Genomic DNA, 19,536 nt, shown 5'->3' on the forward strand with positions numbered 1-19,536 from the left:
GTGGTCGGTGCACGGCATCAGCAGCTGATCACCGACCGACAGCGCCCGCACCCCGGGCACCGTCGCGGCGACCGCGCCCTCACCCGGCGGCACCATGACGTAGAGGATGCCGCGCACCCGGTCGGCCAGCACCGGGTACCCCGAACCGGCACCCAGGCCCAGGGCGACGAGCGCCTCCAGGCCGAGGGACAGCGGGCTGATGGCGACCGCGTCCCACTCGGCTCCGCAATGCGCCCAGCGGGTGTGGTCGGTGCCCCGAGCCCACAGAGCACGACGCTGGCCGGTCACCTCCACCAGCGAGTACCAGGTCGGGGGCGACTTCGGCCGGCTGGCCCGGCGAGGAGGAGAAGCGGTGGCCATGGGCACTCCCGGGTCGTTTCCTTCGGTACTCCCAGACAACCGCCACACCATCGGGTGGACTCAGGCCGCTTTCCGGGCAGTTACCGGGCACCGGGCGGACAGTTTTACCAACGCGAGAGCCGCGGAGGACTACGGTCACGCCCACGCTCAGAACTCCCGGGGGACCCATGGACCGACAGCGCAACACCAGGCTCGCCGCGCTGCTCGACGAGTTCGACTACACGCACAGGACCCTCGCCGCCGAGGTCAACGACGTCGCCGCCGAGATGTTCGGTAAGCCGGGCGACTGCACCGACCGGCACGTGCGGCGCTGGATCTCCGGCGCGGTCCGCTGGCCCTGGACGAAGTACCTTCTCCCCCTTGAACAGATCTTCGAACGTCCGGCCGAGGCGATGGGGTTCGTCCCGCGAGGGAAGAACAGCGCGAGCCTGCCCGTCCCTCCGCCGAGGCCGTTACCGGCACCGAAGGAGGCGTCGTCCGTGAAACGCCGCAGGTTCCTCACCGCATCCGCCGCCGCTGCCACGGTGACGTTCGCCCTGGGCATCGACGACACACCCTCCCGAGGCCGCTTGTCGATGAGCGACATCGACCGCGTGGAGAAGGTCATCGGCCGCCTGGACGCCCACTTCTTTTCCATCGGCGGAGGACCGCTCCTGGCCGTCTCCACGGCCTACGTCGACCGGCTGCGCGACGCCCTCGACGGCTGCACCTACGGCGACCGCGTAGCGCAGGCACTGCACCGCTCGATCAGCAGCCTGTACGCGTCCGCCGGCTGGGCCGCTTACGACACCGACGACACCACCCACGCCGCGCTGCTCCACACCGCCTCCCTGCAGCACGCCCTGCTCGCCGCCGACCCATCGGCCGCCGCCCGCAGCTGGTCCAACCTCGCTCTGCAGGCCCGCATTGAGGGCCGCCACCGCGAAGCCGTCCAGATCACCCGCGCCGCCCTGAACAACCGACGCACCCGCCAGGACCCCCACATCGCCTCCCTGCTCCACGCCCGCCTCGCCATCGGCCAGGCCAAGACGGCCGACCGGACCGGCGCCGCCCGCTCCCTGCTCGCTGCTGAGAAGGCGTACGACCGGGTCGGCACCACGGTGCCCGCCCCCACATGGCTCGCGTTCATGACGGAGGGAGAACTGTCCGGGCTGGCCGCCATCGCCCACCAGGCCCTGGGCCAGTACGACCGCGCCGAAGCGTCCACCGCCCAGGCCCTGGAGCTCCTTCCACCCACGATGCGCCGCAGCCGCGCCGTCTACGGCGTGCAGCTCGCCGAACTGCAGCTGGCCCAGGGCGACCGCGAGCGTGCTGCGGCCACCGTCACCGGCCTCGACCACTCCTCCCTCGACAGCCCGCGCATCGCCGACCGGCTCGCCGTCCTGCAGCGCACCCTCACCACATAGGAGCCCGCCAGTGCCCGGGATAGACGTCCGCCACTACGACCACCATCAGGCCGCCGAGCTGCGCCCACTGCTCCTCGATGTGTACGCCGAGGTGTACGCCGCCGAGGCGAAGAACGACCCCTTCGCCAGCGTCGAGCGGTTCGGCGCCGGCCTCGACGGCTGGAGCCGCCGAGAGGGCTGGACCTGCGTCGTCGGATACGACGGCGACCAGGCTGTTGGCTACGCCTACGGGGCCCCGCTCCCGCCCAAGGCCCCGTGGTGGGGCGGGCTGCTCACCGCCGTACCGGCCGACGTCGTCGAGGAGACCGGCACCCGGACGTACGCGCTGTCAGAGCTGATGGTCCGCACCCCGTGGCGGAAGACCGGCACCGCCCGGCAGCTGCACGACGCGCTGCTCGCGGCCCGGACCGAGGAGCGCGCCACACTCCTGGTCGATCAGAACCACCCCAAGGTGTGGGCGCTGTACGAGTCGTGGGGCTGGCAGACCCTGGGAGACCTGCGCCCGCGGATCCAGGACGCGCCCTTGTTCCACGCCATGCTGCTCGAACTCCCGGGCCGCTGAATCCCGGACAGCCGTCTCCCACGGGAGATTCCGTCGGACGGGAACGGGGGACACCACGGCCGGACAGCGTCCCACCCCCAGGGACGGGCCCTGAGCTGCGAAAACTGGTGTCCCCAAACCTGTAACGATTTCGAGGGCCGATCCGTCCTTAGACGATGAGAGGGCGTAATCGTGCAGCGGGGGAGGGGAGTTCGCGTGACCGGATTGAGTGAATTCGTCGGGGAACTTCTCATTCCTGCTCGCACGCCCCGAAGCACCGGGCGGTACGCCGCTGAACGCGGAACACGCGGACAGCGCCTGAGGAAACGTCACTGCCCGCAAGACGGGACGCCGGAGAGAAACCACCCGCCTCAGGGGAATCTCCGCGACACACCCGTTTTTTGTAGTGAAAGAGTCGCGAAGTGTGCAAGGATCTTCAACGTGACCACCAAGATCGGAAAAGACGGCGGCAACGGACCCGGGTCCGGCCCACTGCGCGGTCGCGCGCAGACCGGCCGCCCGGTGACCTATGACCCGGCGTCCGGTCAGAACTGGCGCACCGGAGTGGTCGTGACCCCCGACATGGCAGCAAAAGCCATCGCCGCGGCGAAGGCCACCGGGCTGTCCTTTGCGGGATTGGTCAACGAATTGATCAAGCAAATGCCGGTCGACAAGAACGGCCGCCCCGTGTGGGCGAACGAGCTAGACGAACAGAAGGCGCTCCCGTTGACCGGGTAGCGCCTTCCGCAAGACCGTCTGAGAGCGCCAAAAAGCCCCGGCCAAATTCCAACCGGGGCGGCGCCCAACGACCTAAAGGGTCAGCTTCACTCCCCAGCGAGCTGAATCCCGAGCTTTCGAACTGCAGCAATCACCATCCACCAGCGCCGCCAAGCGCTGTCGGCCCAGAGCGACCCGGCTTCCAACCGAGTCCCTCGCACCAACAAGGAAGAGAGGTGAGTCAAGCCCCACAGACGCTTTCCACGGCGACTGTCGGGCGGTGGTGTCCCTACCAACGGAGTTAGAAGCACACCCCACGAGCGACCTGGTTGGCCGCGCTTGGAGCCCTACGCCGTCAAGGCGAGAGGGGGCTTCGGCGTTCATATGGAGTTAGGAGCCCTGCCATCGTAGCGGACCGCTACGGTGCCGGACAGCTCATGCCCGCCCCCGGTGTGTTCACCGGAGCGGGGGTGCACAGCCCGTCATCTGCCCAGATCCACAATCTTCATACCGGTGATCTCCCCGTCGAATCCGTCGCCCGGGTGGACTTCCAGGCCCTGTTCCTGGACCTGTCCCCGCGCGCCGAGATCCGGGTGGACACCCGCTCTGGCGATGGCACGTGGCTGCACAAGTACGTGAACCGCACCCTGACCGCCCCCCGCATCCCGCCGCAGGGCCCGTACGCCGTCTACCTCGCCGACGAGCTGGACCGCTTCCAGTGGATCCTCTTCGACCTCGACTCCAAGCGTGGCAACACCGGCCCCGACCTCGCAACTCTGCTGCGCTGGTTGGAGGAGGCAGGGCTGACCTACGTGGTCGCCGCTTCCGGGTCCGCCGGCGGACGGCACGTGTGGGTCACCGCGGCCACCCCGCTGGAGGCGACGCTGGTGTCGGCCATCGCCGAGGCCGCTGCGAAGCGCCTGCCGACGACCCTCGACCGCGGGATGCTCAACAACCCGGCCACCGGGGCCGCCCGCCCGATCGGCGCCCCGCACCGTGCCGGTGGCCGCAGCGAACTGCTGGCCCCGCTCGACGAGGAGCGTGCCGCGGCCCTGCTCGCTCCGGCGACCTGCCGCAACCCCAGCGACGCGTTCGTCCGCCTGCTGCTCATCATCGACGCGTTCCCGGCGCCGCCGACCGTACGGGTCCGCATCGCCCGCGAGGACCTGGTCCAGGTCCTCAACGACGAACTGGGCCCGCGTCTGCCCGGCACCACGAACCCGGTACTGGACGACGAGACGTACGCCCTGCTCACCCGCCGCCCGGCCGAGGACCGGGTGAGCGAGACCCTCGCCTCTCTCCTCGACCGCCTCGCGCTGCGCCGCTGGACGTGGCCCATGGTCGAGCGCCTGATGGACGACCGCCGCCACCGGGAGGGCGGGCTGCTCCACGTCTGCACCACCTCCGGCCGCGGAACGCTGCGCCCCGTCCTGCCGGACCGTCAGGCCCGTACGAAGCTCGCCCAGCAGTGGGCCCGGTGCGTGGCGTACGCGGCCACGCTGCCGCTCAACGAGGACGCTCTGGAGTGGGCCGAGAACATCGGCGAGGTCATCGAGCTGGTCGAGCAGGTCCAGGCCGCCGCCGACGCCTGCCCGCAACGGTGGGCCGTCGACTCCGGGCCCGCCGACCGTGCCGCCCTGGACCTTCGCTGCCTGCTCGCGCTCCGGGCCGGCACCACCGTGCTCGACCTCGACGTCCGCCGGGCCGCCCTCGCGACCGGCACCGGCCGCTCCACCATGCACCGCGCCCAGAACCGCCTCAGCCTCGATGCGTGGCTCGCCCCCCGGGAGTCCGACGGCGCCGCAGGAACCCACGAGCTGCTCCCGATCACCGTTGCGCACCCCGGATTCGAGCACGTTGCACAGGGTGGGACACAAGGAACCCTGCCCCCCAAGGGGGATAGGCGGGCCACCCTGATCTCCCGTCTCCAGGAACGTCTTACTGCAGGTCAGCACGACGCCTTCGCTTACGGCCGGGCCACAGCCACCCACGGCGCAGGACTGGGTCACCACGCCGGACGCGTCTTCCAGACTCTCGTGGAGCACGCTGACAGGCCCCTCAGCCTCGCCGAGGTCTGCCAGCTCACCGGCTACCGGCCCCGCACCGCGGCCAAGCACCTCGCCTCGATGAAGAACCTGATGGTCGCCACCCGTGCCGTGATGACGGTTCACCACGAGTGCCCTACCTGCCAGGCGGTGCCCGGAGAACGCTGCCGTACGGCTGGAGGGGCGGTCCTGCGCCGCCGTGGAGCCGATCAGCACGCTGCCCGCCAGGCACTCGCCACGGAGCGCTCAGGCACCCCGTACTACCGGCCCCGGCCCGGGTCCCTCACGGCTGCCGCGAAGGCCCTGGGAAGTCACGGGCGCCTCGCGGCCCGAGCCCGCCGGTACGCCGTTGAGATCGAGTTGTACCGCTGGTGGCAGCAGGAGGAGGCATGGATGCGGTCCCCGAAGGCCGGCATCCGTACGGGAGTCCAGACACACGCCGAGCAGAGCGACCTGGTTCTCACCACGCTCCCCCAGCAGCCCCGCCGTCGCTACCCCCGCACAGCCGACCGCCGGGGCGACCACGAAGCCGCCCGCGCCCGCATCGAGCGCCGCATCGCGACCGCCTAACTTCCTGGCGCAGATGCTTTCCCGCCCGTGGTTTTCAGGGCTCCGCTGCCCCAGGGCTTGTTATCACCCGACACCCTGAGACCAGGCCCCGCGAGCAGCAGGCCAGAACCACAAGCGCCTCCGGCGGGCCCGCTCTCCGAGGGGGCGGGGGGAGCGAACGAGGCCGCCGGCCGGTGGGAGATGAGGTCAGGGTGGGTCGCGGAGCACTCCCTCGCCGGATGGGCCCCAGAGGGTGCCACGAACCCCGGGGGTCCTCCAAGGACGCCTTCGGCGCCCGCAAGCGGGTCGCGCAAGCGCGATCCTTTCCGCACCCCCGAGAACCGTGACAGCGCTGCGCGCGCCCAACCGACGAGGGAGTACCCCGCTCAGGCCCGACGTACGGCGCGGGCGCCGGACAACTGTCTCCCATGGGAGACAGCCCGGTCTTCCACCTCCGGCCCGAACACGCCAACCCCTCATCTCATCCAGCCAGTTCCCGCAAGCGTGTACCTTTGGTACGCGTAGCTTGGTACCATTGGTACATGTCCGCAGTTGAGTACGACTCCCCCATCCGCAAGGTTCGCGACCAGCTCGCCGCCGTTGTGGACCGCGCCAAGGACGACGGCGCCATCACCTACGTCACCCGCCAGGGCGAGCGCGTCGCCGCCCTAGTCCCGCTGCCCGTCGCCGAGCGCGGCGTACGGCCCCCGGCCCAGGCCCCGGTCGACTCCCACGGGCGCCTGCTCCGGGCGGCCCCGTCCGCACCCGGCGGTCGCTTCGCCCCCGACCGCGAAAGTGGCGGGCTGGAGCCCTCCCCCGAGGAGCTGCAGTGGACGCGCGCCGGCCTGGAGGGGATCCACGCGCACCTGACCACGGTGGTCACCGAGGCCGCCGCCCTGCTCGGAGTCATCGGCCAGGCCCTCGCCGCCACCAGCGACCGCCACATGGGCACCGTCACCGAACTGCTCGACTCCCTCGACGGCCGATTCAACGCCCAGGAGGTCGCACTCGAAGACGCACGGGAGGTGTTCTACGCGCTGGTCTCCCCCGACGACGCCCTGTGCGTCACCTGCCGCCAGCCGATCAGCCACTTCTACGGCCACGAGGGGTTCCAGCACCACCGCGAGGTCCCCAACCCCCTGCTCGGCGGCACCAGTACCAAGGCGGAGATCTACGAACCCGAGGACGGACACGAGCCCCGGCCCACCTACGTCCCCCGCGACCGCCCCGCCATCAACGACGGCCGCATCGAGCACCCGAGCAGCCCGTCCAGCGCCACCACCGACGAGGAGGAGTAACCCGTGACCACCACCGAACCCCAGCCCGTCCGCACCGCCCAGCCGACCCCCGCCGACACCGCCGCCGCGATGATCCGTGGCGAACTCGCGCGCAGCGACGGCAAGGCGAGCCTGTTACTGGCCCTGACCGGCGCCGGCCTCGCCGGGATCATCTCCGCCGCCAAGGACCTCCACCTCCCCGGCGCCGCCGTGGCCGTCGGGACGATCGGCGTGGCCGCGCTGCTCACCGCGACCGTCCTGCTGCTCTTCGCCGTCCGCCCCAGCCTCGCCGGCAGCGGCTGGCCGACGTGGCACCGGCTCTCCGCCGACGAGCTGCGCGCCCGCCTCGCCGACGGGCACAACGTCGACGAGGTCCAGGTCCTGGTGGTCATCGCCCGCGCGAAGTTCCGCCGGATCCAGCACGCCGTCCACGCCGTGCTGCTCGGCGTCGGGTTCCTCACCGTGGCCGCCGTCCTCGCCGCGGCCCTGTGACCCCGGGGAAGGACCGCATGAAGAACGCCCTGGGCACCGTGGCCGAGGCCCTGACCCCGCTGCTCAACCGCCTGGACCCCAAGCGGCAGCAGCGGAAGGAAGCCGCCAACCAGCGCAAGGCCGATGAGCACTACCGGCGCCAGCTGCAGACGTCCACGGACTGGGCCATCACCACGGCCGTCCGAGCACGTCTGGCCGAACCCGTCACCGACCTCCACATCACCATCCCCCTGCGCGTCACCGTCGGCGACGTCATCGCCCGCGCCGCCGAGGACTTCAACCTCACGGTCGACCGGGCCGACGCGGCCACCATGCTCCGCCACCGCCTGGAACACCGCGGCCACGCCCGCTGGCCCGACCTGATCACCGACGCCTACGACGAGCACCCGGCATGACCGCCCACCGCCCGCCGTACCGAACAGGAAGAGACCGAAGCATGACCACCCCGTCTAGCTCCCTCGACCGCGTCCGCATGGTCTACGCCGGGTACGCCGGCCTCTACGCGCCCAGCGTCGCCACCGAGGCCGCCGCGTTGCTCGACGACCTGCTCGACACCGCCGCCCAGTACGGCCACGACCACCAGGCCGAAGCGACGGGCTGGCTGGTCACCGCCGCGGCCGAGGCGACCAGCACCAAGTACGGCCGCCCCGCCGTCGAGCGGACCATCACCGAACTGGCCGAACTGTCCCGGGCACTGAACACCGCCCTCACCAGGGAAGGACTCACCCTCACCCTGGCCCGAGGGGGCAGCAACAGCGCCGTCGAGCCGCTGAGCGGCGGGCCGACCTGGGGGCTGGACGGCCGCACCGGGCTGGCCGTCGGCATCTACCTGAACAGCGGCTGGGACCTCGCCGTCAACCAGGGACGGTCCACCGTCCACTCCATCTACGCGCCGGCCACCGCCGACGGCGCCCGCGAAGTCGCCGTGATCGTCCGGGACATCCTGCTCGGAAAGGCAGAGGACCCCTTCCGCCCCAGCCGCTGAACACCTGCCCGTACCGGTACCGCTGCGCACTGACGCCGTGTCGGTGCGCAGCGCTACCTTCCCGGTACAGGCCGCAACAGCCAGCAGGAGGGGACCGAACGATGACCACAGCACCAGGCCGCCGACCCGGAGCCGGAGCCAGCGCCCGCCGGATCGACGAAACCGCCCGCGCCGCCGAGCGGACCGCACAGCACCGCCGCGCGAAGGTCGCACTCCCCGTCGCCGCGATCGTGGCCGCCCTGGTCGGCTACGCCGCCGCCACGGTCACCGTGTGGCAGGTGGGCCTGCTCCTCGCCGTCGGCATCGTGGGATACGGCGCCCGGCAGATCTACCGGCGCACACCCACCAGCTGGGCCAAGGGCGCAGTCGGGGAGGAGGCCACCGCCCGCTTACTCGCACCTCTCGCCCGCCGCGGCTACGCCGTACTGCACGACCGGGCCATCCCGGGAAGCCGGGCAAATCTGGACCATTTGGTCGCAGGTCCCGCCGGGGTGTCGTACGTGGATTCGAAAGCGTGGCTGTCCGCGAAGTCGAAGCTCAGGGTCGAGGGCGGCACCCTTTGGTACGGCCGGTACAACCAGCGCGAGGCCCTGCGCAAGGTCGTCTGGGAGGCCGAACAGGCCGCGCGGGCCCTGGGAGTCGAAGTCCGGCCGTTCGTCGCCGTCCACGGCGCCAAGGTCCCGGGCCCGCGCGGTCGCATCGAGGTCCAGGGCGTCACGATCGTCGCCGCGAAGAAGCTGCCCCGCCTGCTGCAGAACCTGATGCCCCAGCCCGGCTGGACCGCCGACCGCATCACCGCCGTCGAGCAGCTGGCCGAGCAGCGCCTACCTCCGCACGGCAGCTGACCACACCGAGACGACGAAGGGCCCGGCGATGCCGGGCCCTTCCTGCGTTCCGGGGTCAGCCGTCGATGTCCAGGTCGAGCAGTACCCGCAGGTTTTCCCCCGACGCCCACCGCAGCAGCTGGCCGCCGTCGACCAGCCGCACGTCGTTGCGCGCGGCCCACACAACCCGATCCCGCCCGAACGAGCCGGCGGAGACGATGAGTAGCAGCGGCGCAGGCCCCCGAGGTTCCTCCGGACCGTCGTCCGGTGCCGCGCTCACCGGGCGCAGCGTGGCCGCCGCACGAGGGCCGTCCTCCCCGGCCGCCTCGACCCCCCGCTCGAAGGCGCAGCCCATGCGCCGGCCGTGGCCGTCGCCGACCAGGTGGACGACGCCGCCGTCGTTGACCACCACGCCCCGTGCGGTCCAGCCGTCCCGCACCAGGAGCCGGCCGACGATCCGTCGGAAGCCTCGGTCGTCGGCCACGTCGATCTCCGTGCGGGTGAACCGCACCGCACGGCGCCGGTTGCGGGCCGCGACCTCCCGTCGGCGCAGCACCACCGCCCGCACCCCGTAGGCCAGAGCGCCCACGGCGAGCAGCCCAGCCCACCAGCCCAGCCGCATCCACAGCCAGCCGACGACGGCCATGGGCAAGCCCACGGCGAGCAGCAGCGCCACGAATGCGGGCGCGATCTCCCACCAGCGCGGCCCGTACTCGCCGCGCAGGATCACCTGCAGCTCCTCGCGCTGACGCCACGCGCGTCGAGTCCCCTCCGGAGACCGCCGGAGCGACCACACGCTGCTCACCTCACCACCACCCATTGCCTGTTGACCCCATGTCATATCTGCCCACAGGGGCGCCCGTACAGCTGCGCCACCGCAGACCAGCCTCGACCGCTGATAACAAGCCCTTCGGTGCGCAGGGGTGGCCAATTTGGGTAACTGGGTTGTCGTGAAGCTTTCGGGTAACTAAGTTGTCAACATGAACGATTTCTACTCCGACGCGTTCGCCGCGGACATGGAACAGATCCGCGATCCCGCCTGGACCGACCCCGACCCGAAGCAGGCCAAGCAGCTGCGCAGGCAGGTGTCCGACCTCGCCGACGCGCTGGCCGACCAGCTCTCCACCCGCGTCCGGGCCCTCCCCGCCGACGCCCCGGACGACGCGCCGCTGGTGGTGCGCGACGCCGGGGACTGGAACCTCTCCCGGATTCGGGCCCTCCGGGAGATCCGCACCGCCGCCGAGGAACTGGCCGACGAGACCGCGCCCGCGGCCGGGATCCGGGGCGCGGGCTACCCCCAGCTGGGCGACGCCTGGGCCATCACCCGCCAGGGCGCCCGCAAGAAGTGGCCCCACGCCGTCAGCGCGATGTCCGCGCCGCCGGCCGGACAGGAAATCCGGACCACGATCGAAGTGTTCGGCGGAACGGCCGACCTGTCGTGGCACGCCAGCGAGGGCGGCTGGTGGTGGATCGGCCAGGGAGCCGACGGCGCCGCGGGCGACGCTGAGGAGACCACCTACGACACCCGCGAGGAGGCCGCCGCCAACGCGGGCGCCTTCCTGCAGCAGCACGCCCTCCCCACCGAGCGCACCTCCTGAACGGAGATCACGGCATGACCCACAGCCCCGACCTCGACCCGAAGACCACGGCCACGGAGTTCGCCGGAGCCCTCGCCCGGCTCGCCAGCACGTACCCGACCGACGGCGAGGACACCGAGCCGGTGACCCTGCTCCTCGACGCCGCCCGGCAGCAGGACGGCGCCCCCCAGCCCCGCAGGCTCCACCAGCTCGCCGTCCAGATGCAGCCCGGCCAGATCAGGTGGCTGACCCAGCTGGTCGAGCGCGAGCTGGCCACCACCCGCAACGCCCACAGCGACGGCAACGGCCACTGCGGCCACTGCTACGGCAGCGGCACCGTTGACCCCACCGGGGAGCGGACCCACCTGCTCGGCTGGTTCTCCGGCGAAGAGATGATCGGCGACCCGTCGAGCAGCGGGTGGGAACTGGGCGAAGCCGAGGACTGGCACCAGGCGCACGAGACGGGCACGGAGCGGATCAGGCTCGGCGGCATGCAGGACAGCGACCCCGTCCTGCTGGAGGAGCAGGTCGCCGTGGCTCTGGGCCCCGACACCGAGATCGTCCAGTTCCGCCGGATTACCTACGCGATCGAGGACGTTGAGATCTGGTGGGACCGGGCCGAGTGGGAGGAAGCCGAGAACGGCAGGGCGACCGTCGACTGGAAGTTCCCCATGTTCGAGATCAGGACCCGCCCCGCGACCCCGGCCCCGACGCTGGGCGCCGTCGCGAGCGCGCCGACCCCGGCATGACGCCGGCCCTGCCGCCCGGCCCGGCGTCCACGGCCGACGTGGAGCAGAGTCACGATCCCGCCCGGCCGACCCCGATCGACATGGAGGACACCCGCATGAGCGCCTACGCGCCCGGCCCCACCGAGCAGCTGGCCAAGGCCCTCGCCCAGCTCGCCGACGAATACCCCACCGACAGCGAGAGCGCCGAGCCGGTGACCCTGTCCCTTGACACCGATCACGCGCTTCCCGCCCGGCAGCAGACCGGCCGGCCCCACTGGCTTGAGCAGCTTGCCGTCCAGTTGCAGCCCGGCCAGGTCCAGTGGCTGGCCCAGCTGGTCGAGCGCGAGCTGGCCACCGTCCGCAACGCCCACAGCGACGGCAGCGGGAAGTGCGCCCACTGCGAGTCCACCGGTTCCGCCCGTCCGGCGGGCCCCGTCACCCACATCGTGGCGTGGTTCCCCGGCGACCTGCTCTGTGACGACCCGACCATGAATGGCTGGGAGGTGATGTCGGTCGACGCGTGGGAGCGCGGCAGCTCGAACGGCGAGTGGGTCGTGGGCAACAAGGACCCGAAGGCGACCGCCGAGGAACTCCTGCCCTTGGTCTCCGCCACGAAGAGGTTCGCCCTCCGAGGTCCGATCCGTCTGACCCCGTCCACGTGGGTCCTCGAAGGGGTCGGCCGCAACGAGCCCGGGTACCGCTACACGCCCGGCCCCTGGACCTTCCCGATGTTCGAGGTCACCCCCCACCGAACCGACTCCCCCGAGGGCCCCGCCGAGGAGGCGAGTCGGGCGTGACGTCCATCACACCCAGCTGCGTCGAGTGCGGGACTGCGGCGGAACCGATCGTGGTGGAGGGCGAGGACGCCTTCCGCTGCCTGGCCCCGGAGTGCGGACGGCGGACCTACGGAACCGGCGCCCCGGGCAACGACCAGGACCTCCCCTCGTACACCGAGACCGGCGCCGACGGCGCCGTGGTGATCTACCACGGCACGGGCGAGGTGGACATCGAGGCGACCGCCGAGAACGCCGCCCAGGGCGAGTCCGACGAGGACCTCGCCGACGAGGAGCCGGCGGCCCCGCGGGTTTCCATGGTGCGCGTCTACGAGGTCCGGGTGAAGGACCTCGCCTACGCCCTCGCCGGAGGGTGGGTGCGGATCTACGGGGACCCCGCAGGGTGGCGCCACTTCATCCGCGCCGACTACGACCCGGACGACGACACCACCGTCACGATCACGTACAGCGATGGGGAAGTGGGGAAGGAGGAGCCGTGGCCGCAGGCCCGGCTCGCCTACGGAGACCCCCGGGAGTTCCCCACCACGACCGGCACGGCCCCGGTGAGGAACCGGTGAGCCCCCAGGGTGGGGAAGTCCTCGCCCTCTTCGGTGGGGAACCTCCCCACCCTCTCGGCGGGGAAGGCGGGGAGGTTCCCCACGACGGGGAAGAGGTTGGTGCCGGGGAAGGCGCTGGTTCCCCGGGTGGGGAAGGGGTGCCGTGGGGAACCCTGCTGGCCGATGGGGAAACCGTCGCGCGCTACTGGGGACATGTCCTGCGGCGCGGCCCGGACGACTGCTGGTGGTGGACGGGCGGACTCAGCAGCACCGCCCACGCGACCTTCCGCGCGGGATCCCACACCACCGAGACGAGCCGGGTCGTCCCGGGCCACTTGTTCGGCTTCCGCCTCGCCCACGGGGCCGACTCCCTCGCCGGCGGACTGGTCGTTCGCCACCGCTGCGACGAGCCGCCGTGCCAGAACCCGGCCCACTTGCTCGCCGGGACGCGGGGCGACAACAACCGGGATGCGGCCAGTCGCCGCAGGCTGACGGGCCACGCGCTGACCGACGTGCGGGGCGCAGCGGGCCGGGCACGGGCGGTCCAGGCCGCCATCGCCGCCGCCGACCCGGAGCGCCTGGACGAGGCGATCGCCGCCGCGCTGGCCGCGGGGAACCCGGCCGGGACGTACCAGGGCCCGCTCTTCTGACCGACGCCCAGCACCCGGATCCGGGACCAATTGGTCCCGGATCCGTCGTGTGTGGGGAACCGGCACGACCCGGGGAAGACCCCCGTGGGGACGTTCGCGTGCGACTCGCGGTACCGCTTCTCCGTCGCGGATTCCCCACCAGCGAGAGCGGCCGGCCACCCCGCGGCGGGTGGGGAAGAACTCCGAAGTGGGGAAGTTCCCCAGCAGCGGGTGGGGAGCGAACCGCGAGGGCTGGGGAACTTCCCCAGCCGCTGGATCCTCCGGGGCTCAGCCGAGTTCCCCACTTCCCCACGTCGGCCGCGAGGTACCCGCAGCCGGGGAAGTACCGAGCGGGCCGACTTCCCCAGTGCGCCGTCGCGGCGCGGACCCACCGCGCGCGGGGCGGGGTGGCGGGTGGAACCCCTCCCGCCACAGTGACGCGCCGTGCCCGACCGCGAGCCCGCTGGGGAAGTCGGCCGCCGCGCGCGGTCGGCCCGGTCCGGGGTGAGGAAGCCGTAGCCCGGTTCACCGTCCGACCCTTGGTAACAGTCGACCCCCGCCGGATAGCCCGGCGGGGGTCGAAGTCGTCGATGCCGACCGTAGCGCAGGGCGGTGCCCAGTGGCCACCGCGAGGGCCCGTTGCGGTACCGGAAGACCGCGTGGGCTCCCCCAGGGTGGAGCCCCGTCGTGGCGCAGCCCATGAGTTCGCCGCTAGGAAGAATTCACCACAAATCCCGCGCCCCGCAGACCATGACGATGCAGGCCCAGAGCCCCCAGGAGGAGCCGGACCGGCCCCTCTCTCACCGTTTCGATCATCCATTTTTGACCCTCTGCAGCCTTAGGACATCGGACCCATCTCTTCCCTTGATCATCTCTTCTCCCTACTAACCGTAATCCCCCTGCTCACTACAACAATCCCCACACCTATGCATCACGATCCAATGGCTACCGATGATCTTGAAAACCGCCTACTCTGAGTCTCGATGTTGTCGATCAGTGCAGGCTCAGATCCCGGCTACCTGACCAAAGAGGTCGGTGCCGGTACCGAGCATTACTACCTGCGCTCGATCGGTCTGCAGGGCGAACCTCCCGGCTACTGGACCGGCGACGGGATCGCGGACCTGGGACTGTCCGGCGAGGTCTCCAACGAGGTCTTCGAGGACCTGTACACGAGCTTCGTCGACCCGCGGAAGCGCGACGAGATGTACGCCCGGCTGGAGGCCATCCCGCACCCGGAGGGCAGCGAGGAGTACGCCGCGGCGGAGACGAAGATCCGCAAGGACTGCCGTCTCGGCGAGGCCCCGCGCAACTACGAGAAGGCGTACGAGAAGCGGCTGGCCACGAACCTGGAGAAGGCCGAGGCGAAGGCGCCCCTGGGCTTGCTCAGCCCCGAGCAGGTCAAGGCCATCGAGATCTCCACCCGCAAGGAGTCGCCCTCCGCGAAGCTCTACTACGACCTCACGTTCAGCGCGCCGAAGTCCTGGTCCGTCTACCACGCGTCGCTCCAGGTGAAGGCCGCCGAGGCCCGCGAGGCCGGCGACCTCGACGCCGCCGAGCGGTTCAGCAAGCAGGCGGACCAGGTCTGGGACTGCTGGAAGCAGGGCGTGCAGGCCGGACTGGAGCACATGCAGGACGAGGCCGGGTACACCCGCAAGGGCCACCACGGAGCGTCGATCGACGGCCGCACCACCGGGGAGTTCGTCAAGGCCGACCGGTTCATCGTCGCGGGCTTCGCCCAGCACACGTCCCGGCAGGACGACCCGCAGCTCCACGTGCACGCGGCAGTCCTCAACAAGGTCCGCTGCCTGGAAGTCGACCCGGTCACCGGCCGCGAGCGCGAGGTCTGGCGGGCCCTGGACGGATCCGGTCTCTTCCGCCACAAGCAGGCCGCCGGCCACATCGCCGAGCGGGTCGCCGAGCAGGAGCTGGAGCGGGTCATGGGCGTCCGCGTCCAGATGCGCCCGGACGGCAAGGCCCGCGAGATCGTCGGCATCGACCAGGACCTGCGCGACAACTTCAGCAGCCGCCGGGCCGCCATCACCGCCGAGGTCACCGAGGTGGCCAAGGCGTTCGAGGAGAAGTACGGCGCCGCCCCTTCCCCGTACCTGATGGCCCGCATCAGCGAGGACGTCAGCCTCCAGCAGCGCAAGGGCAAGAAGCACGACGCCGTCAGCCGCGAGGACCTGCTCAAGCGCTGGGAGGACTCCAGCAAGACGCGCCTGCGCGCCTCCCTCGCGGATGTCCCCGAGCGAGTCGCCGACCAGTCGGCCCTCCTCGACCTGCACCAGCCGGCCAAGGAGTTCGACGCCGAACTCATCCAGCGCCGCGCCATCGCCGCTGTCCAGGAGGCCAAGCCCACCTGGACCCGCCCCGACCTGCTCGTCGAGTTGAACCGCCAGCTCCCCGACACCTTGGGCGGACTCGACCGCCACCAGGTCCGCGACCTGCTCAACCAGCTGGCCGACGACGCACTCTCCCCCACCGCCGACAACGGCGTGGTGCGCACCAAGGCCCCCGCCCTGGTCGCGATCCCCACCGAGCTGCAGCGCGCCGACGGCACCTTCAAGTACGAGCCCAACCCCGAGACCTACGACCGGTACGCCACCGAGGACGCCCTCAAGACCGAGGAGCGGCTGGCCGCCTTCGCAGGTGAGCGCGGGGCGCCCACGATCCCCAGCGAGCTGGTCGAAGAGGTCATCGAACGCCGCGGCCTCAAGGGCCGACAGGCAGAGTTCGTGCGCGCCGCCGCCACCTCCGGCCGCAAGGCCGACATCCTGGTCGGCCCCGCCGGCGCGGGCAAGAGCTACACCCTCGCGGCCCTCACCGAGGTGTGGGAGGCCAACGGCGGGCAGGTCATCGGTCTGGCCAGCGGCCAGCGCGCCGCCGAGGTCCTGCGCGACGAGGGCGTCGAAAACGTCGCCAACATCGAGATGATGCTGCTGGCCAACAGGTCGATCGCCGAGGGCCGCCCGATCGCCGACGCCGAGCGCTACCGGATCCCCCGCGGCGCCCTGGTCATCATCGACGAGGCGGGCATGACCGCCAACACGGACATGGACGCCGTCCGCGCACTGATCGAGGCCAGCGGCGCCAAGGCCGTTCCCGCCGGTGACCAGCACCAGCTCACGGCCGTGGGCGCGGGCGGAATCTTCGCCCAGTGGGTAGAGGACGCTCCCGGCGTGCACGTCCTCGACGAGGTCCGCCGGTTCCGCGACACCGACCCGGTCACCGGCGAGAAGACGATCCGCCAGTGGGAGGCCGACGCCTCCCTCAAGCTGCGCGAGGGCGACAGCGAGGCACTGGCCGCGTACGAGCTGCACGGCCGTTTCCGTGGCGGATCCGCCGAGGAGATGACCAACCGCGCTTACCAGGCATGGCTGACCGACTACCTCGACAACAAGAACCCGCTGCTCATCGCCCAGGACAACGCGCAGGTCGCCGAGCTGTCCGCCCGGGTCCGCGCCGACCTGGTCCGCGCCAACAAGGTGTCCGAGCACGGCGTGGTTCTGCGCACCGGCCGCGAGGACCACGGGATCGAGACCAAGGCCGGTGTCGGCGACCTCATCCAGCTGCGCCGCAACAACCGGAAGATCACGGCGGAGAACGGCTCCTTCGCGGTCAACCGCACGGTCGCCAAGGTCACCGGGATCACCGACAACGGAGGGCTGATGGTGCAGTTGGAGGACGGCTCCCCGATGCACCTGCCCGGCGCCTACGTCTCCACCCACGTCGAGCTGGCGTACGCCGCGACCGTCCACGGCGCCCAGGGCCGCACCGTCGGCGTCTGCCACTCCCTCGTGGACGGCTCGACCAACCGCGAGGCGCTGTACGTCATGCTCACCCGCGGCGAAGGCGGGAACTACGGCTACGTCATCACCCACCGGCCCGAGGAGAACCTCAAGACCGAGGACATCCCGCACCACCTCGCCGCGCTCGACGCCACCCTGCAGCGCAGCGGACTGGAGCAGACCGCGACCAAGACCATCGAAGCCGAGCTGGAGCGCCGCGAGAACCTCGCCGTCCTCCAGCCGGTGTGGTCCGGCGTCCAAGAGCAGGCCGACGAAGTCCGCTACGGCCGGGTGCTGCTGCAGGCCATCGGCGAGGAGGACTACGAGCGCGCCACCTCCGGTGTGGCGTACGGCTCCCTGATGCGGCTGGCCCGCCAGGGCGAGGAGCGGGGCCTGGACGTCGAGGACCTGCTGGTGCGCACCGCCCGGTCCCGCGAGCTGGAGACCGCCGACGACGTCGGCAAGGTGCTGCACGACCGTCTGCAGAAGGCGTACAACATCATCGAGCGCGACGAGATCCGGTCCGAACGTGCCGAGCAGCGCGCCGCCCTCGCCGAGCAGGAGCAGAAGGTCGAAGCCGCTGTCCGGGCCGGACACGGCCCCACCGACCCGCAGGAACTGGAGCGCCTCGCCGCCACGGCCGAGGAGCCCGCCGACCCCCACGCCGAGCTGATGAAGCAGACCCTCGCCGCGCAGACGGGCGTCGAGACGCTCCAGGCCGGGACGGACCAGGAGACCGTCGAGCGTCAGGAGGCGGAACTCGCCGCCGCGCTCAAGGCCGCCGAGCAGATGACGGACGCCGACATCCAGCAGCTGGTCGACGAGCCCGCGCCCGAGACTGCCCCCTCGCACTTCGAGGACCTGATGAGGCAGAACGACGCCTACCAGCAGCACCTGGAGGTACTGCACGCCGGACAGGACAACGAGGTCGCCCAGCGCCAGGCCGCCGAACACGCGGCGCACTGGGAGGCCATGGACTCCTACACCGCGCGCACTCCGCACTTCGACGGCGACCTGGGCCGGATGATGCAGGAATGGGCCGTCGAGATGGACGAGCGCACCGAACGGCTGGGCCAGCGCGTCGCCGAGCAGCAGCCCGCATGGGCGATCGACCGGCTGGGACCCGTCCCGGAGGACCCGATCGCACGGGCCGACTGGGAGCAGCGCGCCGGCCGGGTCGAGCGCTACCGCGAGGCCCACAGCTACGACCACGAGCGCAACGCCATCGGCCAGGCCCCGCCCAAGGGAGCGCACGATGCCCTCGCCGACTGGGAGCGGGCCCGCCGCGCCCTGGGCGTGGACGAGCAGCAGGCCGACCTCGCCCGTGCGTCCGACGAGACTCTGCGTCAGATGATCGACCGCGCCGAGCGGGAAGAGGCGTGGGCACCACCGTACGTCGCCGACGACATGCAGACGGCGTTCACCGCACAGCGCGACTACGCCGACCAGGCCACGCAGATGGAACTGCGCGCCCAGGAGATGGCGGAGCAGGAAGCCGCCCAGCACGAGGAGCGCGTCACCGAGGCCCTGCACAGCGTCCAGACGGCCGGCGGCTACAACGAGCACCAGGAGGCCCTCGCCCAGGCGATGGCGCTGCAGCAGGTGCCCACGCTCCAGGCGGAGATCGACCCGAGCGAGCTGGTCCGCGACACCCTCGACCGGGCGGAGACCAGCCGCGACATCGCCGAGCTGATGGGCGACCGCGCGGTGAAGTTCCAGGAGGTCCAGCAGACGCGCGAGCAGTGGGTCGAGGAGACCCAGACCGTCCGCGACGAAGCCGACCTCGCCCGCGTCGAGCTGGACCGCCGGGCCCCGGCCCCGGCCCCCGAGGTCGAGGCCCCCGAGACGGCGGACATCCCCGCAGCCCCGGCCGCGCCCTCGCCCCAGCAGTCGGTCGAGGAACAGCTGATGCAGGCCATGGAGCAGGCCCGCATCGCGCAGCAGATCCTCGAACAGCGCGCCCAGGAGCGAGAGCGCCAGCAGGAGACCGCGACCGCCCGCGAGGCAGAACACAAGCCGCAGGCCGAGGAAGTCGACCGCGAGCGCCGCGACAGCGGCCTGAACTACGAGGCGGAGTACGAGCGGCTGGGTCAGGAGCTGGCCCGCCACGACCGCGACGCCGCCCCCGCCCCCGCCCCCGCCGCTCCCGAGCCGGAGCCCGTCACGGTCGCGGCCCCGGAGCCCCCGGCGCCGCCGATGCCTGACTTCGAACCCGACATCGACATGTAGCCGAAGGGCCAGCGCCTCGCCGCTGGCCCTTCTTACGTCCTGCGCCATGTCGCCGCCGC

The 19,536-nt window shown here is 71.5% G+C and carries 17 protein-coding genes; 15 read left to right on the top strand and 2 right to left on the bottom strand.

Annotation, left to right across the window (positions count from 1 at the left end):
* A partial coding sequence (locus ACIBEA_RS40220) for a hypothetical protein (RefSeq protein ID WP_399268694.1) occupies window positions 1-360 on the bottom strand: 360 nt, incomplete at its 3' end.
* A 167-nt stretch (window positions 361-527) separates the two neighbouring features.
* Here ACIBEA_RS40220 and ACIBEA_RS40225 point away from each other — a divergent pair.
* The 9 genes from ACIBEA_RS40225 to ACIBEA_RS40265 all read left to right on the top strand — a co-directional run bounded on the left by ACIBEA_RS40225 (window position 528) and on the right by ACIBEA_RS40265 (window position 9,217).
* On the top strand, window positions 528-1,766 hold the full coding sequence (locus ACIBEA_RS40225) for a hypothetical protein (RefSeq protein WP_399268696.1): 1,239 nt from the start codon (window positions 528-530) through the stop codon (window positions 1,764-1,766).
* Window positions 1,767-1,776: 10 nt separating this feature from the next.
* The gene (locus ACIBEA_RS40230) at window positions 1,777-2,328 is read left to right on the top strand and encodes a GNAT family N-acetyltransferase (RefSeq protein ID WP_399268698.1); all 552 of its coding nucleotides are present in this window, start codon (window positions 1,777-1,779) and stop codon (window positions 2,326-2,328) included.
* 420 nt (window positions 2,329-2,748) lie between these two features.
* Window positions 2,749-3,045 carry a hypothetical protein gene (locus ACIBEA_RS40235; RefSeq protein ID WP_399268700.1) on the top strand — a complete coding sequence of 99 codons (297 nt, stop codon included), beginning with the start codon at window positions 2,749-2,751 and terminating at the stop codon, window positions 3,043-3,045.
* A gap of 416 nt (window positions 3,046-3,461) precedes the next feature.
* Window positions 3,462-5,639 carry a hypothetical protein gene (locus ACIBEA_RS40240; protein WP_399268702.1) on the top strand — a complete coding sequence of 726 codons (2,178 nt, stop codon included), beginning with the start codon at window positions 3,462-3,464 and terminating at the stop codon, window positions 5,637-5,639.
* Between the two features lie 521 nt (window positions 5,640-6,160).
* Window positions 6,161-6,916: a hypothetical protein gene (locus ACIBEA_RS40245; protein ID WP_399268704.1), complete on the top strand. Its 756-nt coding sequence runs from the start codon at window positions 6,161-6,163 to the stop codon at window positions 6,914-6,916.
* A 3-nt stretch (window positions 6,917-6,919) separates the two neighbouring features.
* A complete protein-coding gene (locus ACIBEA_RS40250) occupies window positions 6,920-7,387 on the top strand; it encodes a Pycsar system effector family protein (RefSeq protein ID WP_399268706.1) in 468 nt (155 codons plus the stop codon).
* A gap of 17 nt (window positions 7,388-7,404) precedes the next feature.
* Window positions 7,405-7,782 carry a hypothetical protein gene (locus ACIBEA_RS40255; protein ID WP_399268707.1) on the top strand — a complete coding sequence of 126 codons (378 nt, stop codon included), beginning with the start codon at window positions 7,405-7,407 and terminating at the stop codon, window positions 7,780-7,782.
* Window positions 7,783-7,823: 41 nt separating this feature from the next.
* Window positions 7,824-8,372 (top strand): hypothetical protein, encoded by a 549-nt coding sequence (locus tag ACIBEA_RS40260; RefSeq protein WP_399268709.1) that lies wholly within the window; start codon window positions 7,824-7,826, stop codon window positions 8,370-8,372.
* Between the two features lie 101 nt (window positions 8,373-8,473).
* Window positions 8,474-9,217, top strand: a complete 744-nt coding sequence (locus ACIBEA_RS40265; RefSeq protein ID WP_399268711.1) for an NERD domain-containing protein — start codon at window positions 8,474-8,476, stop codon at window positions 9,215-9,217.
* Between the two features lie 55 nt (window positions 9,218-9,272).
* Here the strand turns inward: ACIBEA_RS40265 and ACIBEA_RS40270 are convergent, their stop codons facing one another.
* Window positions 9,273-9,926: a hypothetical protein gene (locus ACIBEA_RS40270; protein ID WP_399268713.1), complete on the bottom strand. Its 654-nt coding sequence runs from the start codon at window positions 9,924-9,926 to the stop codon at window positions 9,273-9,275.
* 250 nt (window positions 9,927-10,176) lie between these two features.
* Between ACIBEA_RS40270 and ACIBEA_RS40275 the strand changes: the two genes are divergently transcribed.
* The 6 genes from ACIBEA_RS40275 (at window position 10,177) to mobF (ending at window position 19,477) form a co-directional block, all read left to right on the top strand.
* Window positions 10,177-10,794 (top strand): hypothetical protein, encoded by a 618-nt coding sequence (locus ACIBEA_RS40275; protein ID WP_399268715.1) that lies wholly within the window; start codon window positions 10,177-10,179, stop codon window positions 10,792-10,794.
* A gap of 14 nt (window positions 10,795-10,808) precedes the next feature.
* The gene (locus ACIBEA_RS40280) at window positions 10,809-11,522 is read left to right on the top strand and encodes a hypothetical protein (protein ID WP_399268717.1); all 714 of its coding nucleotides are present in this window, start codon (window positions 10,809-10,811) and stop codon (window positions 11,520-11,522) included.
* Window positions 11,519-12,298 carry a hypothetical protein gene (locus ACIBEA_RS40285; protein ID WP_399268719.1) on the top strand — a complete coding sequence of 260 codons (780 nt, stop codon included), beginning with the start codon at window positions 11,519-11,521 and terminating at the stop codon, window positions 12,296-12,298. The genes ACIBEA_RS40280 and ACIBEA_RS40285 overlap by 4 nt, the downstream gene beginning before the upstream one ends.
* Window positions 12,295-12,852 carry a hypothetical protein gene (locus ACIBEA_RS40290; RefSeq protein WP_399268720.1) on the top strand — a complete coding sequence of 186 codons (558 nt, stop codon included), beginning with the start codon at window positions 12,295-12,297 and terminating at the stop codon, window positions 12,850-12,852. The genes ACIBEA_RS40285 and ACIBEA_RS40290 overlap by 4 nt, the downstream gene beginning before the upstream one ends.
* Window positions 12,853-12,989: 137 nt before the next feature.
* The gene (locus ACIBEA_RS40295) at window positions 12,990-13,481 is read left to right on the top strand and encodes an HNH endonuclease (protein WP_399268722.1); all 492 of its coding nucleotides are present in this window, start codon (window positions 12,990-12,992) and stop codon (window positions 13,479-13,481) included.
* Window positions 13,482-14,443: 962 nt separating this feature from the next.
* On the top strand, window positions 14,444-19,477 hold the full coding sequence (gene mobF / locus ACIBEA_RS40300; protein WP_399268724.1) for a MobF family relaxase: 5,034 nt from the start codon (window positions 14,444-14,446) through the stop codon (window positions 19,475-19,477).
* Window positions 19,478-19,536 lie beyond the last annotated feature (59 nt).

This window comes from Streptomyces sp. NPDC051555, assembly GCF_044454405.1.
GTDB lineage: Bacteria > Actinomycetota > Actinomycetes > Streptomycetales > Streptomycetaceae > Streptomyces.

What these genes read in the sequence shown, in the direction of transcription:
- ACIBEA_RS40285 (WP_399268719.1), top strand. Translation starts at nt 11,519, where the DNA reads ATGACGCCGGCCCTGCCGCCCGGCCCGGCGTCCACGGCCGACGTGGAG.
- ACIBEA_RS40265 (WP_399268711.1), top strand. Translation starts at nt 8,474, where the DNA reads ATGACCACAGCACCAGGCCGCCGACCCGGAGCCGGAGCCAGCGCCCGC.
- ACIBEA_RS40240 (WP_399268702.1), top strand. Translation starts at nt 3,462, where the DNA reads ATGCCCGCCCCCGGTGTGTTCACCGGAGCGGGGGTGCACAGCCCGTCA.
- ACIBEA_RS40255 (WP_399268707.1), top strand. Translation starts at nt 7,405, where the DNA reads ATGAAGAACGCCCTGGGCACCGTGGCCGAGGCCCTGACCCCGCTGCTC.
- mobF (WP_399268724.1), top strand. Translation starts at nt 14,444, where the DNA reads ATGTTGTCGATCAGTGCAGGCTCAGATCCCGGCTACCTGACCAAAGAG.
- ACIBEA_RS40275 (WP_399268715.1), top strand. Translation starts at nt 10,177, where the DNA reads ATGAACGATTTCTACTCCGACGCGTTCGCCGCGGACATGGAACAGATC.
- ACIBEA_RS40225 (WP_399268696.1), top strand. Translation starts at nt 528, where the DNA reads ATGGACCGACAGCGCAACACCAGGCTCGCCGCGCTGCTCGACGAGTTC.
- ACIBEA_RS40280 (WP_399268717.1), top strand. Translation starts at nt 10,809, where the DNA reads ATGACCCACAGCCCCGACCTCGACCCGAAGACCACGGCCACGGAGTTC.
- ACIBEA_RS40245 (WP_399268704.1), top strand. Translation starts at nt 6,161, where the DNA reads ATGTCCGCAGTTGAGTACGACTCCCCCATCCGCAAGGTTCGCGACCAG.
- ACIBEA_RS40260 (WP_399268709.1), top strand. Translation starts at nt 7,824, where the DNA reads ATGACCACCCCGTCTAGCTCCCTCGACCGCGTCCGCATGGTCTACGCC.